General features: G+C 55.4%; 15 protein-coding genes. 8 read left to right on the forward strand and 7 right to left on the reverse strand.

Going from position 1 to position 14526, the window contains the following annotated elements:
- Positions 1-60: 60 nt before the first annotated feature.
- Positions 61-1215 carry an MFS transporter gene (locus tag ACFQPC_RS11070; protein ID WP_382271960.1) on the forward strand — a complete coding sequence of 385 codons (1155 nt, stop codon included), beginning with the start codon at positions 61-63 and terminating at the stop codon, positions 1213-1215.
- Positions 1216-1217: 2 nt separating this feature from the next.
- Here the strand turns inward: ACFQPC_RS11070 and opgC are convergent, their stop codons facing one another.
- From opgC to ACFQPC_RS11085, 3 genes are all read right to left on the reverse strand, one after another.
- The gene (opgC, locus tag ACFQPC_RS11075) at positions 1218-2351 is read right to left on the reverse strand and encodes an OpgC domain-containing protein (RefSeq protein ID WP_382271961.1); all 1134 of its coding nucleotides are present in this window, start codon (positions 2349-2351) and stop codon (positions 1218-1220) included.
- Positions 2352-2458: 107 nt separating this feature from the next.
- Positions 2459-3487 carry a DUF6352 family protein gene (locus ACFQPC_RS11080; RefSeq protein WP_382271962.1) on the reverse strand — a complete coding sequence of 343 codons (1029 nt, stop codon included), beginning with the start codon at positions 3485-3487 and terminating at the stop codon, positions 2459-2461.
- Positions 3488-3542: 55 nt separating this feature from the next.
- Positions 3543-4124 carry an SAM-dependent methyltransferase gene (locus ACFQPC_RS11085; protein WP_382271963.1) on the reverse strand — a complete coding sequence of 194 codons (582 nt, stop codon included), beginning with the start codon at positions 4122-4124 and terminating at the stop codon, positions 3543-3545.
- Positions 4125-4337: 213 nt separating this feature from the next.
- Here ACFQPC_RS11085 and ACFQPC_RS11090 point away from each other — a divergent pair, with 213 nt between their 5' ends.
- On the forward strand, positions 4338-5684 hold the full coding sequence (locus ACFQPC_RS11090; protein WP_382271964.1) for an AmpG family muropeptide MFS transporter: 1347 nt from the start codon (positions 4338-4340) through the stop codon (positions 5682-5684).
- A gap of 3 nt (positions 5685-5687) precedes the next feature.
- Here the strand turns inward: ACFQPC_RS11090 and metW are convergent, their stop codons facing one another.
- Positions 5688-6293 (reverse strand): methionine biosynthesis protein MetW, encoded by a 606-nt coding sequence (gene metW / locus ACFQPC_RS11095; RefSeq protein WP_382271965.1) that lies wholly within the window; start codon positions 6291-6293, stop codon positions 5688-5690.
- Complete coding sequence (gene metX / locus ACFQPC_RS11100) at positions 6290-7447, reverse strand: homoserine O-succinyltransferase MetX (protein WP_382271966.1); 1158 nt, start codon at positions 7445-7447, stop codon at positions 6290-6292. Before metX ends, metW begins: the two co-directional genes overlap by 4 nt.
- Positions 7448-7475: 28 nt before the next feature.
- Between metX and ACFQPC_RS11105 the strand changes: the two genes are divergently transcribed.
- The 6 genes from ACFQPC_RS11105 (at position 7476) to ACFQPC_RS11130 (ending at position 12355) form a co-directional block, all read left to right on the forward strand.
- Complete coding sequence (locus tag ACFQPC_RS11105) at positions 7476-7751, forward strand: hypothetical protein (protein WP_382271967.1); 276 nt, start codon at positions 7476-7478, stop codon at positions 7749-7751.
- Positions 7752-7916: 165 nt separating this feature from the next.
- On the forward strand, positions 7917-8771 hold the full coding sequence (locus ACFQPC_RS11110; protein WP_382271968.1) for a glycosyltransferase family 2 protein: 855 nt from the start codon (positions 7917-7919) through the stop codon (positions 8769-8771).
- Between the two features lie 11 nt (positions 8772-8782).
- Complete coding sequence (locus tag ACFQPC_RS11115) at positions 8783-10069, forward strand: O-antigen ligase family protein (protein WP_382271969.1); 1287 nt, start codon at positions 8783-8785, stop codon at positions 10067-10069.
- Complete coding sequence (locus tag ACFQPC_RS11120) at positions 10069-11040, forward strand: glycosyltransferase (RefSeq protein WP_382271970.1); 972 nt, start codon at positions 10069-10071, stop codon at positions 11038-11040. Before ACFQPC_RS11115 ends, ACFQPC_RS11120 begins: the two co-directional genes overlap by 1 nt.
- A gap of 128 nt (positions 11041-11168) precedes the next feature.
- Entirely contained in the window at positions 11169-11774 is a 606-nt protein-coding gene (locus tag ACFQPC_RS11125) for a chromate transporter (protein WP_382271972.1), read from the forward strand.
- Between the two features lie 20 nt (positions 11775-11794).
- Positions 11795-12355, forward strand: coding sequence for a chromate transporter (locus ACFQPC_RS11130; protein ID WP_382272929.1), 561 nt, complete (start codon positions 11795-11797; stop codon positions 12353-12355).
- Positions 12356-12391: 36 nt separating this feature from the next.
- On the opposite strand, the gene ptsP is transcribed toward ACFQPC_RS11130, so the two are convergent.
- Both ptsP and ACFQPC_RS11140 read right to left on the reverse strand, forming a co-directional pair.
- On the reverse strand, positions 12392-14140 hold the full coding sequence (gene ptsP, locus ACFQPC_RS11135; RefSeq protein ID WP_382271973.1) for a phosphoenolpyruvate--protein phosphotransferase: 1749 nt from the start codon (positions 14138-14140) through the stop codon (positions 12392-12394).
- Between the two features lie 95 nt (positions 14141-14235).
- Positions 14236-14505: an HPr family phosphocarrier protein gene (locus ACFQPC_RS11140; protein ID WP_011979400.1), complete on the reverse strand. Its 270-nt coding sequence runs from the start codon at positions 14503-14505 to the stop codon at positions 14236-14238.
- Between the last annotated feature and the right edge of the window lie 21 nt (positions 14506-14526).

Raw genomic sequence — 14526 nt, forward strand, 5'->3', positions numbered from 1 at the left:
CTGAACGCAATACAATTCAGCATTGCGTGCAAACGCAACCTTTCTGCGTCTAGTTATCCGATGTCCACTGAATCCCTTATATCCGCTGCACCCCGCTTTGCCCGCTTGCGCGCTGCCGCCACGCCCTTTCTCTTTATCTTGCTGGGTGTGATCTATGCGTCATGGGCGGCGCGTATACCGGCGATCCGCGATGCCTTGCAATTGAATCCGGCGCAACTGGGTATGGTATTGCTCGGCGGCGGTTTCGGCGCAGTCGCGTCCTTTCCCCTGGCAGCATGGCTGGTGGGCCGCTTTGGCGGCCGGCGTGCCGCCTGGTACTCCGGCCTGGGCCTGATCGTCGTTTTGCCTGCATTGGCATTGGCACCCAGCATGACATGGCTGGTGATCGTCGCGGTCGCACTGGGTGCAGGTTCCGGGTGCTTCGATGTCGCCATCAATGCCATCGGTACCGAGCAGGAAAAACAGGCAGGGCGCTCAACCATGTCGCTGTTGCATGCGTGGTTCAGTGTCGGTGCGGTCAGCGGTGCCTTGTTCGGCAGCCTGATGGCAGGCATAGGGATTACACCGACCGTACACTTTACCATCGCCGCCATCGCACTATTACTGCCTTTGTATGTGGCTTATCAGGCATTGCCGCCGGATCAGGTAGAACATGTGGCCAGCAAGCAATACTTCGCGATTGCACACGGTCCTCTCGTGGCGCTCGGCATCATCGGTTTTTGTGGTGCGGTCGCAGAAGGCTCGATAGCTGACTGGAGCGGCGTCTTCATGAAAGACAGGATGGGTGCGCATGACGGTGTCGCACCCTTGGCCTATGCCGGCTTTGCTGCACTGATGCTGGCGGCGCGCCTGGTGTGCGATCGTTTCAAAGACCGCTACGGCGCACGTCGCGTAGTGGCCTTCGGTGCATCGCTGGCTGCGTGTGGCATCTTCATTGCGGTTTCGGCCGTCAACATCCCGCTCACCATCCTCGGCTTTGCACTGGCCGGGGCCGGCTTTGCTTCGGTCTTCCCCTTTGTGTTCAGTTCTGCCGGTCGACATGGCGCAACGGCATTGGCGGCGGTAGCCACCTTCAGTTATAGCGGCGGCCTGATCGGGCCGCCGGTGATAGGCTTCCTGGCACAAGGTTGGGGTATGCAAGTCGCGCTTGGCCTGATCGGTGTCATGGCTATCGCGATTGCCATCTCGGCCAGCCGTGCACGTTGGCTAGAATAAAATCAATGACGTTTGGATACACGTTGCCGGTTTCTGAACCGCAAGGCAGCGGCTGCCGATAGATACAGCAAGACCAGTCCGCCGCTCAACAACAATTCATCCATCCAGTCAAAGCGCTCATCAAATGCATCACCGATGATCGCGAGTGTCAGCAACACCAGGACCAGGTGTGCGCAAAATACCGGCAATGAAGCAGCACCCATCGTCTCCAGGAATTTGAAGCGGGGAAGTTCTATATGCCTGGCACTGCCGACATGCATCACGATCACCAACAGCGCCAAAAAATTCAACAACCGTAATGGCCCGACCTGCCATTTATCCAGCCAGAGATTCAACGTTTCATTACCCGGGAACGGTATCTGCCCGACCATATGGCGCCACGCGAAAAACGTAAGCGCCAGTACGACTGCAGTCCACACCAGGCGCGGTGAAAATGATTTGCGCCGCTGCAAAACGCCACTTGCATCCAACGATCCCAGCCACAAACCAAATACCCACAACAATTGCCAGGCAAACGTTTCAAATGATCCGGTCTCGCGAAATGGTATGGGCAAACCCGTCACGGCAACCAATATGCCGTACAGGAAAGATGACAGGCCGAATTGTGCCGCCAGCCATAAGGCTGTGCTGACGATAAAAATGCCACGCCAGCCATGCCGCATGCCATGCGCCAGTATCCATGGGCTAATCAGCAACAACATCACATACAGCGGCAGGATATCCAGCAAGGGCGGGTTGTAAATCAATAACATGCCGCCCAGCAAACCCGACACTGGATTTTCCAGGTAGTAGCCAATCAGGTTTTTCAAACCGGGCTGATCAAATTTCAATCCCAATGCGGCAATCAGGGTAAATAGCAGGAGCAGGCAAGCGACGTGACAGGCGTAAACCGTCAGCGTGCGCCTGAAGAAAGCCTGGCGCATGGCGTCCACGCCATTCCTCAAAGCCTTGCCGGTATAAATCATGCCGGCCATAAAAGCAGACAGCATGACAAAGCCTTCCGCCGCCGACACATAACCCAGCGTCTGCCCGAATCCGATACTGAAACGGGTCGGCAGATGGGTGGAAAACATCATGACCAACATCAAGCCGCGCAGGGCATCGAGCTCCCAGCGGCGCTGTATTACTGTATTCATGGATAGCGGCAGGCATATGCCGAGAGGCAACAGCAATGCCCGCTTCGTTCAGTCAAGAACGACGGTAGACCTGTGTGTGCATCCAAGGTTCACACAATATGGAGAAATCAGGAGATAGATGCGAGCGGCAAGTTCAACAATAAATTCTGCGGCTTGATACGCAACAACTCTTCACTATTCATCGCGCAAGCCATATACACGGGACGACCGGCGACATCGGCACGTACGACTGCAGGATCAACGAAGTCGAGCTGGAACAGCGACAGGATGCGGCGATTACGTTCTTCTTCCAATTCGGTGCCGGCGTACAAATCATTCAGGATGGCGCTGGCTTCCGCATCCAGGCCTATATGCCAGGCCCAATGTTTGGCTTCGATCGCGCGCAAGGGACGCACCACCACGGCGACGCCGTAGAAGTGTTGTATCCATTTTTCCACGACGCGACAAAATGCGGTTAAAGCAGCACGGCCGTATGCAAAGCTGACGACCGTATCATGTCGCTCGTTACGCGCCCAGTAAGTGTCAGCATTCTCCTGGTCCAACACATCCAGCTCGACGCGACGCGGTTTGGTATTGGCTTCTATCAGCAAGCGCCCTATATCACCGTAATTTCCGCCCGTCGCGTGCAACTCTACGGTGTCCGCATCGGCCAGCATCACGGCACCGTTTTCTATCGCCACTTTTTGTTTGCGGAAAAATAATTCGGCGGCACGTACTTGCAATGCTTCTTCGCTGCCATCCAGCATGCCATGCACGATCATCTGCGTCAGTTGATCGATGAAAACCGGCGGCACATTGATGCTACCCGCGCGGAACAGATCGAGATACGCTGCTTCCAGCGTAGGCGCTGCCAGCAAACGATCGCGCCATGCCAGCAGAATGCGATAGTTATCCTGCGCATCAGCATCCTGCAAGGCGCTGATTTCTGCGTCCGTGACGACACGACGCGGCTCTGCCAGCAAAGCAGTATGCAATGCACGTTCGCGTTCGCAGGATTCATCTATAGGCGCCACTTCCGGCCGGTGCCACCAGGCACGCAACAGATCATCGCTTAACAGCAAACGGCTGTCGCCATCGCGACGGGTCAGTTTGTAACCGGAATGCGGCCAGAACTCCTGCCGGAACTGGGCCGCCATTATTTGCACGCCCTTAGATCGTCTGTTGTCAGCTCACAGTGCACACGGCTCTCCATTACAACAAATCATCCGGCGGCTCATCGCCGGCCAATACACCATAGTTGAACGGCAAACCTTCGCCCTTGCGGATCAACTCGTCGGCCGTTTCGTACACATTGGGGCAACCTGTTTCCGCAATCAGCGCCTGCACAATGGCGACTTTCCAGGCATCGACGCCTGCCGACTGGAATTCGCAAATCAGGTAGCCCTTCTGGTCACCATACCAGTCCACCAGCAAACCCGACAATTCATCTTCATCGCCGATTACCAAAGGCAAACGTTTGGCCGCGCCAACCCGCTTGCCCTTGGCCGCAGCGACGCGTTTCTGGATTGCTGCCTTGACACGGCGCTTGATCAGCGCGTGATCGACCGGCTGCGCCTCATCGAAAGTCCAGACCCGTGCCTGGATCTGTGATTTTGGTGCGTGCGCAGCACGTGCCAGGAATTTACCCGACGACGAACGCACCAAAGCCGTTGCGCCGGCCTTCATGCGCTCCGCCGGCTTGCCGTCGACCCGTTCCACCGCTGACGCATAAATCCATGGCTGGCGTTCGAGCAGGCTTTTTTCTTTGCCTTGTTTAATGGTGATGATCAGCATAGGGGTAAATACACGTCGGTAACAAGAAGGCCTCCATGATAAACCGCCCACAGCCCGAATGCGTCGCTGCTTTGATGCTTGCGGCGTAAAAGCAGCCAAACACGGCATTCCCGCGACAAGCGCCGTCGCATCGCTTGCTGCACGGCCGCTCTTGTGTCAGCATCTCAGCCTGTCGGCACAAGGTCGGCGCTCCCTTCTTCAAGGTCTTAAAAGATGATTTTTCGCAACAGCGATGCAAGCCGGCGTTCATGGTCAGACACGTTCAAGGTCTATCTGGAAACCGCCACCCTGCGCATGCTGTTGCTGGGTTTCTCGGCCGGATTGCCGCTGATGCTGGTACTCGGCACCCTCAGCTTCTGGCTGCGTGAAGCCGGCATCGACCGCAGCACCATCGGTTACCTGAGCTGGGTAGGCCTGGCCTATGCGTTCAAATGGATGTGGGCACCGCTGGTCGACCGCATGCCGATCCCGCTGTTGACACGCTGGATGGGGCGCCGCCGCAGCTGGCTCCTGCTGTCGCAACTGGCGATCATGGCCGGCCTGGTCGGGATGGCGATGAACGATCCGCATCTGGCACTGCAACCCGTCGTCTGGTGCGCACTGATGGTCGCCTTTGGCTCCGCCACGCAGGATATCTCGCTCGACGCCTTCCGCATTGAATCCGCCGATACCGACCGCCAGGCTGCATTGGCCGCCAGTTACCAGACCGGTTACCGGCTGGCGATGATCTGGGCCGGTGCCGGTGTGTTGTGGATCGCGGCACGCGCGGAAATTACCGGCAGCGGCAGTTACCAGCCGGGCGCATGGCGCGTCGCCTACCTGGTGATGGCGGCCTCGATGCTGGTCGGCGTGATCACGGTATTGTTTTCGGCCGAGCCGGCACGCCGCATCCTGCCGCCGGCCAAGAATGTCGCAGCCTGGCTGGATGATGTATTGATAGGCCCGTTCCGCGAATTCATCGTGCGTTATCGCTGGCAGGCGCTGTTGATCCTGGCCCTGATCGCGACCTATCGCATCAGCGATGTCGTCATGGGCATCATGGCGAATCCGTTTTATGTCGATATGGGCTATAGCAAGGACGAGGTTGCAGCTGTAACCAAAATCTTCGGCATCATCATGACGCTGGTTGGCGCGTTTATTGGCGGTGCCTTATCGATGCGCTTCGGCATGATGCGCATACTTGCACTCGGCGCCATCCTGAGTTCGGCCAGCAACCTGCTGTTCGTCTGGCTGGCCGGACATGGCCATGATGTACAGGCTTTGGTATTGGTGATTTCAGCTGACAACCTGGCCAGCGGCATCGCCAGTGCCGCATTCATCGCCTACCTCTCCAGCCTGACCAATATCAGTTACTCGGCCACGCAATATGCCTTGTTCAGTTCGATGATGTTGCTGCTGCCGAAATTCATCGCCGGTTACTCCGGTGCTTATGTCGACAGCTTCGGCTACGCCAGCTTCTTCACCGGCACCGCCTTGCTCGGCTTGCCGGTGATCGTCCTGCTGTGGTTCGCGGCGCGGACAGCGCCAAAAACTGCCGCGACGACGACACAGGACAGTTAAGCCTTATCGCTTTTTACGCAGGCGGAATACGGCGAGGCTGCCGCGCCAATTCGGCAGGAAGTCGACCGGCTGGCCCTCATTCAGGGCGACGCATTCGAGCACTTCGAGCCCGACTTCATTCGCCAGTTCTTCAAAATCCTTGATCGTCGCGCAACGCAGGTTGGGCGTGTCATACCATTCGTAAGGCAGGCTTTTCGATACCGGCATACGACCGCGCAGCAAAGCAAGGCGATGCGGCCAATATGCGAAATTCGGGAAAGACACGATCGCATCCCGGCCAACGCGTGAAATATCGCGCAACACGCCTTCGACATCCTTCATCATTTGCAGCGCCGACAAACACAAGACCGTATCAAATGCATTGTCGGCAAAGATTGCCAGGCCGGCTTCCAGGTCACGCTGGATAACGGATACGCCGCGTTCGATACAGAGCGGGATTTCCTTGTCATCGATCTCTATGCCATAACCACTGCATTGCTTGTCCGATTGCAGGTAATCCAGCATCACGCCGTCACCGCAACCGAGATCCAGCACCTTGGTGCCGGGCTTGATCCAGTGCGCGATAAAAGCGAGGTCGGGACGCAATGCGCTTAATTGTTGGAAGTTCATGCGCTTGCTCCTGCTTTCAGACTGCCGCCATCAATTTCTTCATACGCCCGTTCAAAATAAGAACGCACGACATTCATGTAACGCTGATCGTCGAGCAGGAAGGCATCATGTCCGTGCGGTGCATCGATCTCGGCATAGGTGACGGTGCGATTATTGTTGACCAGCGCCTGTACCATTTCATGGCTGCGCTCAGGAGAAAAACGCCAGTCTGTCGTAAACGACACCAGCAGGAATTTCGCGAGGGTATTCGACAGGGTCTTGGTCAGGTCGCCGCCGAAATCCTTGGCCGGATCGAAATAATCAAGCGCTTTGGTAATCAGCAAATAAGTGTTGGCGTCGAAATAGGTCGAGAATTTATCGCCCTGATAACGCAGGTAAGACTCAATCTCGAAATCGATGCCAAAGCCAAATTGGTAAGAGCCGGAACGCAGCTCGCGACCGAACTTGGCCGCCATATCATCATCCGACAAATAGGTGATGTGACCCAACATGCGCGCCACGCGCAAACCATTCTTGGGCACCACGCCGTGCGCATAGAAATCACCGCCGTGGTAATCCGGATCGGTCAGGATCGCCTGCCGTGCCACATCATCGAAAGCGATGTTCTGTGCTGTCAGCTTGGGAGTCGACGCAATCACCACGCAATGACGCAAACGTTCCGGGAACAGGATGCTCCAGGCCAGCGCCTGCATGCCGCCCAAAGAACCACCCATTACCGCGGCAAATTGCTTGATACCCAGCGCGTCGGCCAGGCGTGCCTGCGATTGCACCCAGTCTTCCACCGTCACGACCGGAAAATGCGCGCCATATTGCTTGCCGGTGGCCGGATTGATATGCATGGGCCCGGTTGAACCAAAGCAGGATCCCAGGTTGTTCACGCCGATAACGAAGTATTTATTCGTATCCAGCGGCTTGCCCGGACCGACCATATTGTCCCACCAGCCGGTGGTGCCGGCATCTTCGCTATAGGTACCCGCGACGTGGTGTGATGCATTCAGCGCATGGCAAACCAGCACTGCGTTCGAATGATCGGCATTCAGCGTGCCGTAGGTTTCATACACCAGCGTGTAGTCGGTAATTTGCGCGCCACTCTGCAAAGGCAGCGGCGTATCAAAAAACATGGATTGCGGTGCAACGATTCCGATTGAGGTCATGTTATCTATTCAGGAGAAGGGCGCTTGCATGCACTGGTTTCTCTGGCATTACAAAAAACAAAAGCCCGAAAGCGATCCGCTTGTCGGGCTAAATTCGAGACTCAGTTTTGAGCACGCTTTAGCCGTATTTATTATGCGCCCGCAAGCTGATGTCAAATCGGCGCAATGCCATAAGAATAAACAAGTCGCCCCGCGCCGTCAAACGACAGCGCGATTCGGCCCTGAAATCGATGTGGAAGCTAAGTTTCCGAGAAAAATCACTATAACAATGGCAAGAATCCCGCATACACTCACACAAAATTGATGACATCAATACAACATAGTGCCTCGCTAGCAGCGAACAATAGCCATATAATCACGGGCACTTCGGAGCGAATAATGCTTGTTGTAGACTAAAAACCAGCCCCGGATGAGATACTGTATATACCAGCATCAGCGAATGAATTTTGGATTGAAATAGGCAAAAGGTATGGAACATAAGAAGACGCTGAATTCCACCCCACCTGAAAGTGGGCAAAAAAGCAAAGCGCTCGCAACAGCAATGCCGTCAACACCAACCCTGACGATCGCCGTTCTGACCAAGAATGAAGCGCGTCGCATCAGCAGTTGCCTGCAAAGTGCAGCCTTCGCGGATCAATGTATCGTAGTTGACAGCGGCAGCACTGATAACACCCGTGAATTGGCGCAAGCCGAAGGCGCTGAAGTTTTCAATTATCCGGATTGGCAGGGTTTTGCCGTGCAGCGCAACAGGCTGTTGCAGCACGCCACCGGGGACTATATTTTTTTCCTTGATGCCGACGAAGTCATCACCCCTGAACTGCAAGACGAATTACTAAATGCAATAAAATCCGGTCCACGGGCAGTATGGAAAATCCAATGGCGCATGGTGGCGTTCGGCCATGAACTGAAATATTTCCGTTCACCATCCAAGGTGGAACGTCTATTCCGCCGCGAGCTGCTGCGTGAATACACCGGAATCATACATGAGCAGGCCATCCTTACGACGGAACCTACGCCGCGCCTCCTGCTGGACAGCCCGCTGTTGCACTACTCTCGCGATACCGTGCACGACAGCCTGGAAAAACTGGTGCAATACGTCATGCTTGGTGCCGCCAAACGTGCGGAAAAGGGCAAGCGTGGCGGCGTACTACGCGGCCTGGCGTCCGGCACGTCCATGTTTCTGCGTTTATATATAGGCCAATTGGGCTTCCTTTGTGGCGGTGCAGGTTTCCTCTATTGTTTTTTTGTGGCGCTGGAAGGATTCCTTCGTTACGCCGCACTAGAATATGATCGCGACAGCTTGCGCGCGTACATCGTCCGTTGAGCAAGCATGGCATGAGTATCCTTACCAGCAAGCGCAGCACCTTACAAAGTGCGGGACTATATTTATTTGCCGTCCTGGTAGCATTGGGTCCGCTGAACTCTAAAATTCTTGCGGCAGCGTGGTTGTTTTTTTGGGCATTTGGATTCTGGAGCGCATTCAAAGCGCGTAGTACTCCCCCCTCGCTTGCCAACGCCGATACGCTTCCCGCCGCATCGGCGTGGCTGATCGCTTGTATCATCTCCTTTGTTCTGGCCAGCATTTGGGCATTAATTTGGAGTGAACCAGTCGATACCCTCAACGCACAATTCCGCTTGTTGCTACCGGCTGCAGGCGCATTGTTTTTAGTGCGTCTGGGGCGCCCACTGTCCACAGATGTACGCACCACCTTGTTACATGCGATTGCATTGGCATGCGCAGTTGCATTTGCATGGACGATCATCTTGACGGTACAAGGCTCAAGTGTGCGGACCTCATTGGCTACCAACGCCATTCCATGGGCCGTCGTCATCAGCTTCTATACTTGCCTGTTATTGCCCGCCGCGTTAACAGAAAAAAATTCCCGACTTTATCGACTGATCTGGTTGTTTGGCGTCACATGCGGCTTGGGCGCCGTATTGCTGTCGCAATCCCGCGGCGCATTCCTGATCATTCCCTGGTGCGCACTGGTATATGCGTGGTTCTGGTACCGCAAATGCGCTCAGGGCGGAAGTTTGCGCCGCACATTGGTGCGACTGGTCAGCGCCATAGTTGTTGTGCTGATCTGCTCATGGTTCGGCCCCGGCGATATATTGCGCATGCATCAGGCGGCACAAGACATCAAGCAAGTCCAATTGAGCGAAAACTACAATACTTCCACCGGGGCTCGTCTATATCTGTGGGAAATGGCCTGGGATGGGATACAGCAATCGCCGTGGATAGGCATAGGCAGTGCCGAGCGCATACGCCGCATAAAACATGCGGGAGAAGGCGGAACGGAAGAGCAACTGAATAAACTCCAGGGTGTGCGCGTACTCAGCCATGTACATAATCAATACCTTCATTCTGCATTGGATGGCGGCCTGGTCGGACTAGCGGCGTTTTTGTCCCTTTTGATCGGTCTTTTAATCGCAGTTCTCCGATTAAGATCGGTCGACCCTATCGCTGCATGGCAGTTGGGCGGCGTGCTATTCATGCACGCCACTTCAAATCTGACCAACGTGAATTTTTTACATAATTACTATGTCGTTGCACTATCACTAGCGGTGGTACTGCCACTGCTCGGTGCGCGTCGAGGCTGCGCTGACAAAAAGATTTCCTAATGCATATATTGATCGTAAACCGCAGCCCCATTCCAGTCTTTGCCTACGGTGGCACCGAACGCGTTATTTGGGACCTGGGACGTGCGCTGATAAGGGCGGGACATCGCGTCAGTTATCTGGTGCCCTTAGGTTCGCATTGTGATTTTGCGCCGGTATTTCCATTACAGGAAGACCTGTCCTGGGAACAGCAAATACCGGATGGAATTGACATAGTACATTTTCAGTTTAATCCCGGCACCGAGGTAAGCGTCCCGCATTTGATGACACAGCATGGCAATTCACAGGAAAACGTGCCGTTGCCACTCAACACCGTGTTTGTGTCACGCGACCACGCACAGCGCCATGACTCGCAGGCCTTTGTCTACAACGGCCTCGACTGGTCGACCTATGGCGCAGTGGACTGGAAACAGCCTCGTGACTATTTCCACTTCCTGGGTAAGGCGGCCTGGCGCGTCAAGAACGTGCGAGGGGCCATCAATGTGACACAGGATGCGGGCATGCCGCTGGCCGTGCTCGGCGGTGACAGGCTTAATATCAAATGTGGCTTTCGGTTTACCTGGTCACGCCATGTCTCCTTCCATGGAATGGTAGGAGGCACGGAAAAGCTACGCCTGCTCAATGCTTCACGTGGCTTGGTGTTTCCGGTTTTGTGGCATGAGCCATTTGGATTGGCGGTAATAGAAAGTATGTATTTCGGCAGCCCCGTATTCGCGACACCTTATGGCGCATTGCCAGAACTCGTCACTTCGGAATGCGGCGTTCTATCGGCAAACCGGACAGCCTTGGCCGAGGGAATCAGGTCCAGCAATTTTGATCCGCATGCCTGCCACGCACGCGCACTTACTTTTAATGCGGATACCATGGCGGAAAATTATCTCGCTGTTTATAAAAAAGTCTGCGCCGGTGAAACATTACATACTTCATCACCGGTACTACAGGGCGAAATCAAACATTTGCCCTGGATAGAATAACGCTCATCCGGATAATCGCCTGCGAAATCCGGTAAGGCAAGTACCTGTCCGGCCCCAAGGCGGGCTACTCACCGCATCACAGGATCGACTATCATTGTCCATCATCCCTCATCCTCCCACTTCTTTAAATGAACAAACTACCAGACGAAGATGGGCGCTTCCATGAGGGATTAACTCCCTCGAGAGCCGGGCCGGCATCGCTGGCCGACCTCTTCATCTCTTTCACACTGCTGGCACTGCAAGGCTTCGGTGGCGTGCTTGCCATCGTGCAGCGTGAACTGGTGGAAAAGAAGAAATGGCTGACGCCGGAAGAATTTGTCGAGGACTGGGCGGTCGCGCAAATCATGCCAGGGCCGAATGTCGTGAATATGTCCATCATCGTCGGCGGCCGTCACTTCGGCTTGCCCGGTGCCATGGCAGCCTTGGCCGGCATGTTGTGTTTGCCCTTGCTGCTGATACTCAGCATCGCCATCGTGTATGCGCCGTTTGCGCACTATCCGCCGGTGGTCGACGCCTTGCGCGCGATGGGCGCGGTTGCGGCCGGACTGATCCTCGCCACCGGCGTCAAACTGGCGCGCGCCCTGAAAAACAATCCACTCGGCCCACGCTTGTGCGCCCTGCTATGCCTGCTGTGCTTTAGCGGCATCGCCTTGCTGCGCCTGCCCCTGGTTTATCCATTGTTCGGCCTCGGCTTCATCGGCTGCCTGCTGGCTTACCGAAAGCTCGCACCGTGAACAATACTTTGCACCTCACGATGCAAGCCAGCGACTGGCTGCACCTGTTCCTGCATTACGTGTCGCTCTCCTTGTTGTCCCTCGGCGGGGCGATTGCTGCCGCGCCAGAGATGCATCGCTACCTGGTAGATGAACAGCACTGGCTGACCGACGCCCAGTTCAGCACCTCGATCACGATTGCACAAGCTGCGCCCGGGCCCAATGTATTGTTCGTTGCCTTGATGGGATGGAATATAGGTTTGAATGCCGGCGACATGAGCACGGGACTACTCGGTATGGCAGTGTGCATGGTAGGGATCCTGCTGCCCAGCACCACCTTTACTTACCTGGCGACACGCTGGGTGCATCGCAATCGGGAATTGCGCTCCGTGCGTGCATTCAAGTTGGGGATGGGACCTATCGTGGTCGGCCTGGTGTTTGCAACCGGCTGGATACTTGCCAGCGCACACAGCAAACCATCCGAAGACTGGCCGCTATGGCTGATCACGGTTGTCACCGTGTTGCTGATGTTGAACACGCGCATCCACATCCTGTGGCTGCTGGCAGCGGGTGCCCTTATCGGTGCGCTGGGCTGGACTTAAAGAAAACAGGCAGTCACAACTGCCGGTGCGAGCGGATTACAAAGTACGCAGTTTTTCCACCGCTTCATTAATCGCTTTCGGCTCGAAGATACGGGCGATTTTGCGCGTCACCGGTTCCAGCACGCTCAGGTCGCTGTTCAGGATTTCATTTTTCACAGACAGCAATTGCGACGGATGCATCGAGAATTCGCGCAAGCCCATGCCCAGCAAAAGACGCGTCATATTGGTATCACCGGCCATTTCACCACACACCGAAATCGGCACACCGGCTTTGGCGGCAATCGCTATCGTGCTCGACAACAGGTACAACACCGCCGGATGCAAAGGATTGTACAAATGCGCCACTTCGTGATCGACGCGATCGATGGCCAGCGTGTACTGGATCAAATCGTTGGTACCCAATGACAGGAAATCCATGCGCTTGATAAACAGCGGCAGGGTTAATGCCGCGGCCGGAATCTCAATCATTGCACCGACTGGCAAAACCGGATCAAACTTGATTTTTTCTTCGCGCAGCTGCGCCTTGGCCTGCTCTATCATCAGCAGCGTCTGGTCGATCTCAAACGCATGCGCGAGCATCGGCACGAGCAATTTGACCGGACCAAAGGCGGAAGCACGCAGGATCGCGCGCAATTGCGTCAGGAACATTTGCGGCTCGGACAGGCAAAAGCGGATTGCGCGCAAACCCAGCGCCGGATTAAGCGCTGTCTGTTCGGCAAAATCCAAAGGCTTGTCAGCACCGATGTCCAGCGTCCGTATCGTGACCGGACGGCCCTTCATCGCGATCACCGCGCGTTTATAGGATTCAAATTGTTCATCTTCCGACGGCAGTTTGTTTGCATGACCGGTGCGGCCCATGAACAGGAATTCGGAACGGAACAAGCCTATGCCATGCGCACCGGCATCCATCGCATGCGCGCAATCGTCAGGGAATTCGATATTCGCCAGCAGCGTGATCGGCGTGCCATCCAGCGTCAGCGACGGTGTTTTTTTCAGCTTGCCGAGTTTCTTGCGGTCGCGGACCTGGCGCGCCTGTTTCTCGCGGTACTGGTCCAGTACTACCGGCGTCGGGTCTACCACCACTACACCGGCATCGCCGTCGATGATCAGCCAGTCACCTTGCACGATCAACTCTGAAGCATTGGAAACGCCAACTGTCGCCGGAATATCCAGGCTACGTGCAACGATGGCGGTATGCGAGTTTTGGCCGCCAACATCGGTGATGAAACCATTGAAGGCACGATTGCGGAATTGCAGCATATCGGCCGGCGAAATATCGTGTGCCACGACGATCATGCTGGCATTGCCTTCGCTGCCATCCACCTTTGGCAACAGGTTGGCGCTGCCGGTCAAGACCTTGAGCACGCGCTCGCCGACTTGCTGGATATCGGCACGGCGTTCGCGCAGATAAGGATCTTCTATCTCTTCAAATTGTGCGGACAATTCCTCGATCTGCGTAACCAGCGCCCATTCGGCGTTGTAGTAACGTGAACGAATGATATCCAGCGGCATTTCTGAAATCATCGGATCGGACAGGATCAGTGCATGCACATCGATGAATGCACCAAGCTCGGCCGGTGCATCCTGCGGCAATTCATTCCAGATGGTTTGCAACTCGGCGTGCACAGCAGCGATGGCGGATTGCAGACGCGAGACTTCGGCTTCGACCTGATCGTCAGCAATCAGGTAATGCTGTACATCGAGCGCTGCCGGCGCAAGCAGATGGGCGCGGCCGATTGCTATGCCGCGCGATACTGGAATGCCGTGTAGCGTGAAAGAAGTCATCGGGGTCGGTCCGAAGCTAGGGAACAACAATACGGAATGAAGGCTAGGGAAATACGGCCCATCTTACAAGCAAGGTGCTTGCCAAGTTTATCGGCTTATTCGCCTTCGCCGAATTTATTTTGAATCAGCAACTCTAGCGCATCAAAGCATTCTTTTTCATCCGGCCCGTCCGTCTCCAGTGTGACCTTGGCGCCCTTGCCGGCGGCCAGCATCATCACGCCCATGATGGACTTGGCATTGACGCGGCGCTTATTGCGCGTCATCCAGACTTCGCTTTTATACTTTGCTGCCAGTTGTGTGAGTTTGGCTGATGCGCGCGCATGCAAGCCGAGTTTGTTGATAATTTCGATTTCTTGTTCGATCATTTTTCTTATAGATTTGAGTTC

The organism is Herminiimonas glaciei (genome assembly GCF_042664955.1).
GTDB classification, from domain to species: Bacteria; Pseudomonadota; Gammaproteobacteria; order Burkholderiales; family Burkholderiaceae_D; genus Oxalicibacterium; species Oxalicibacterium glaciei.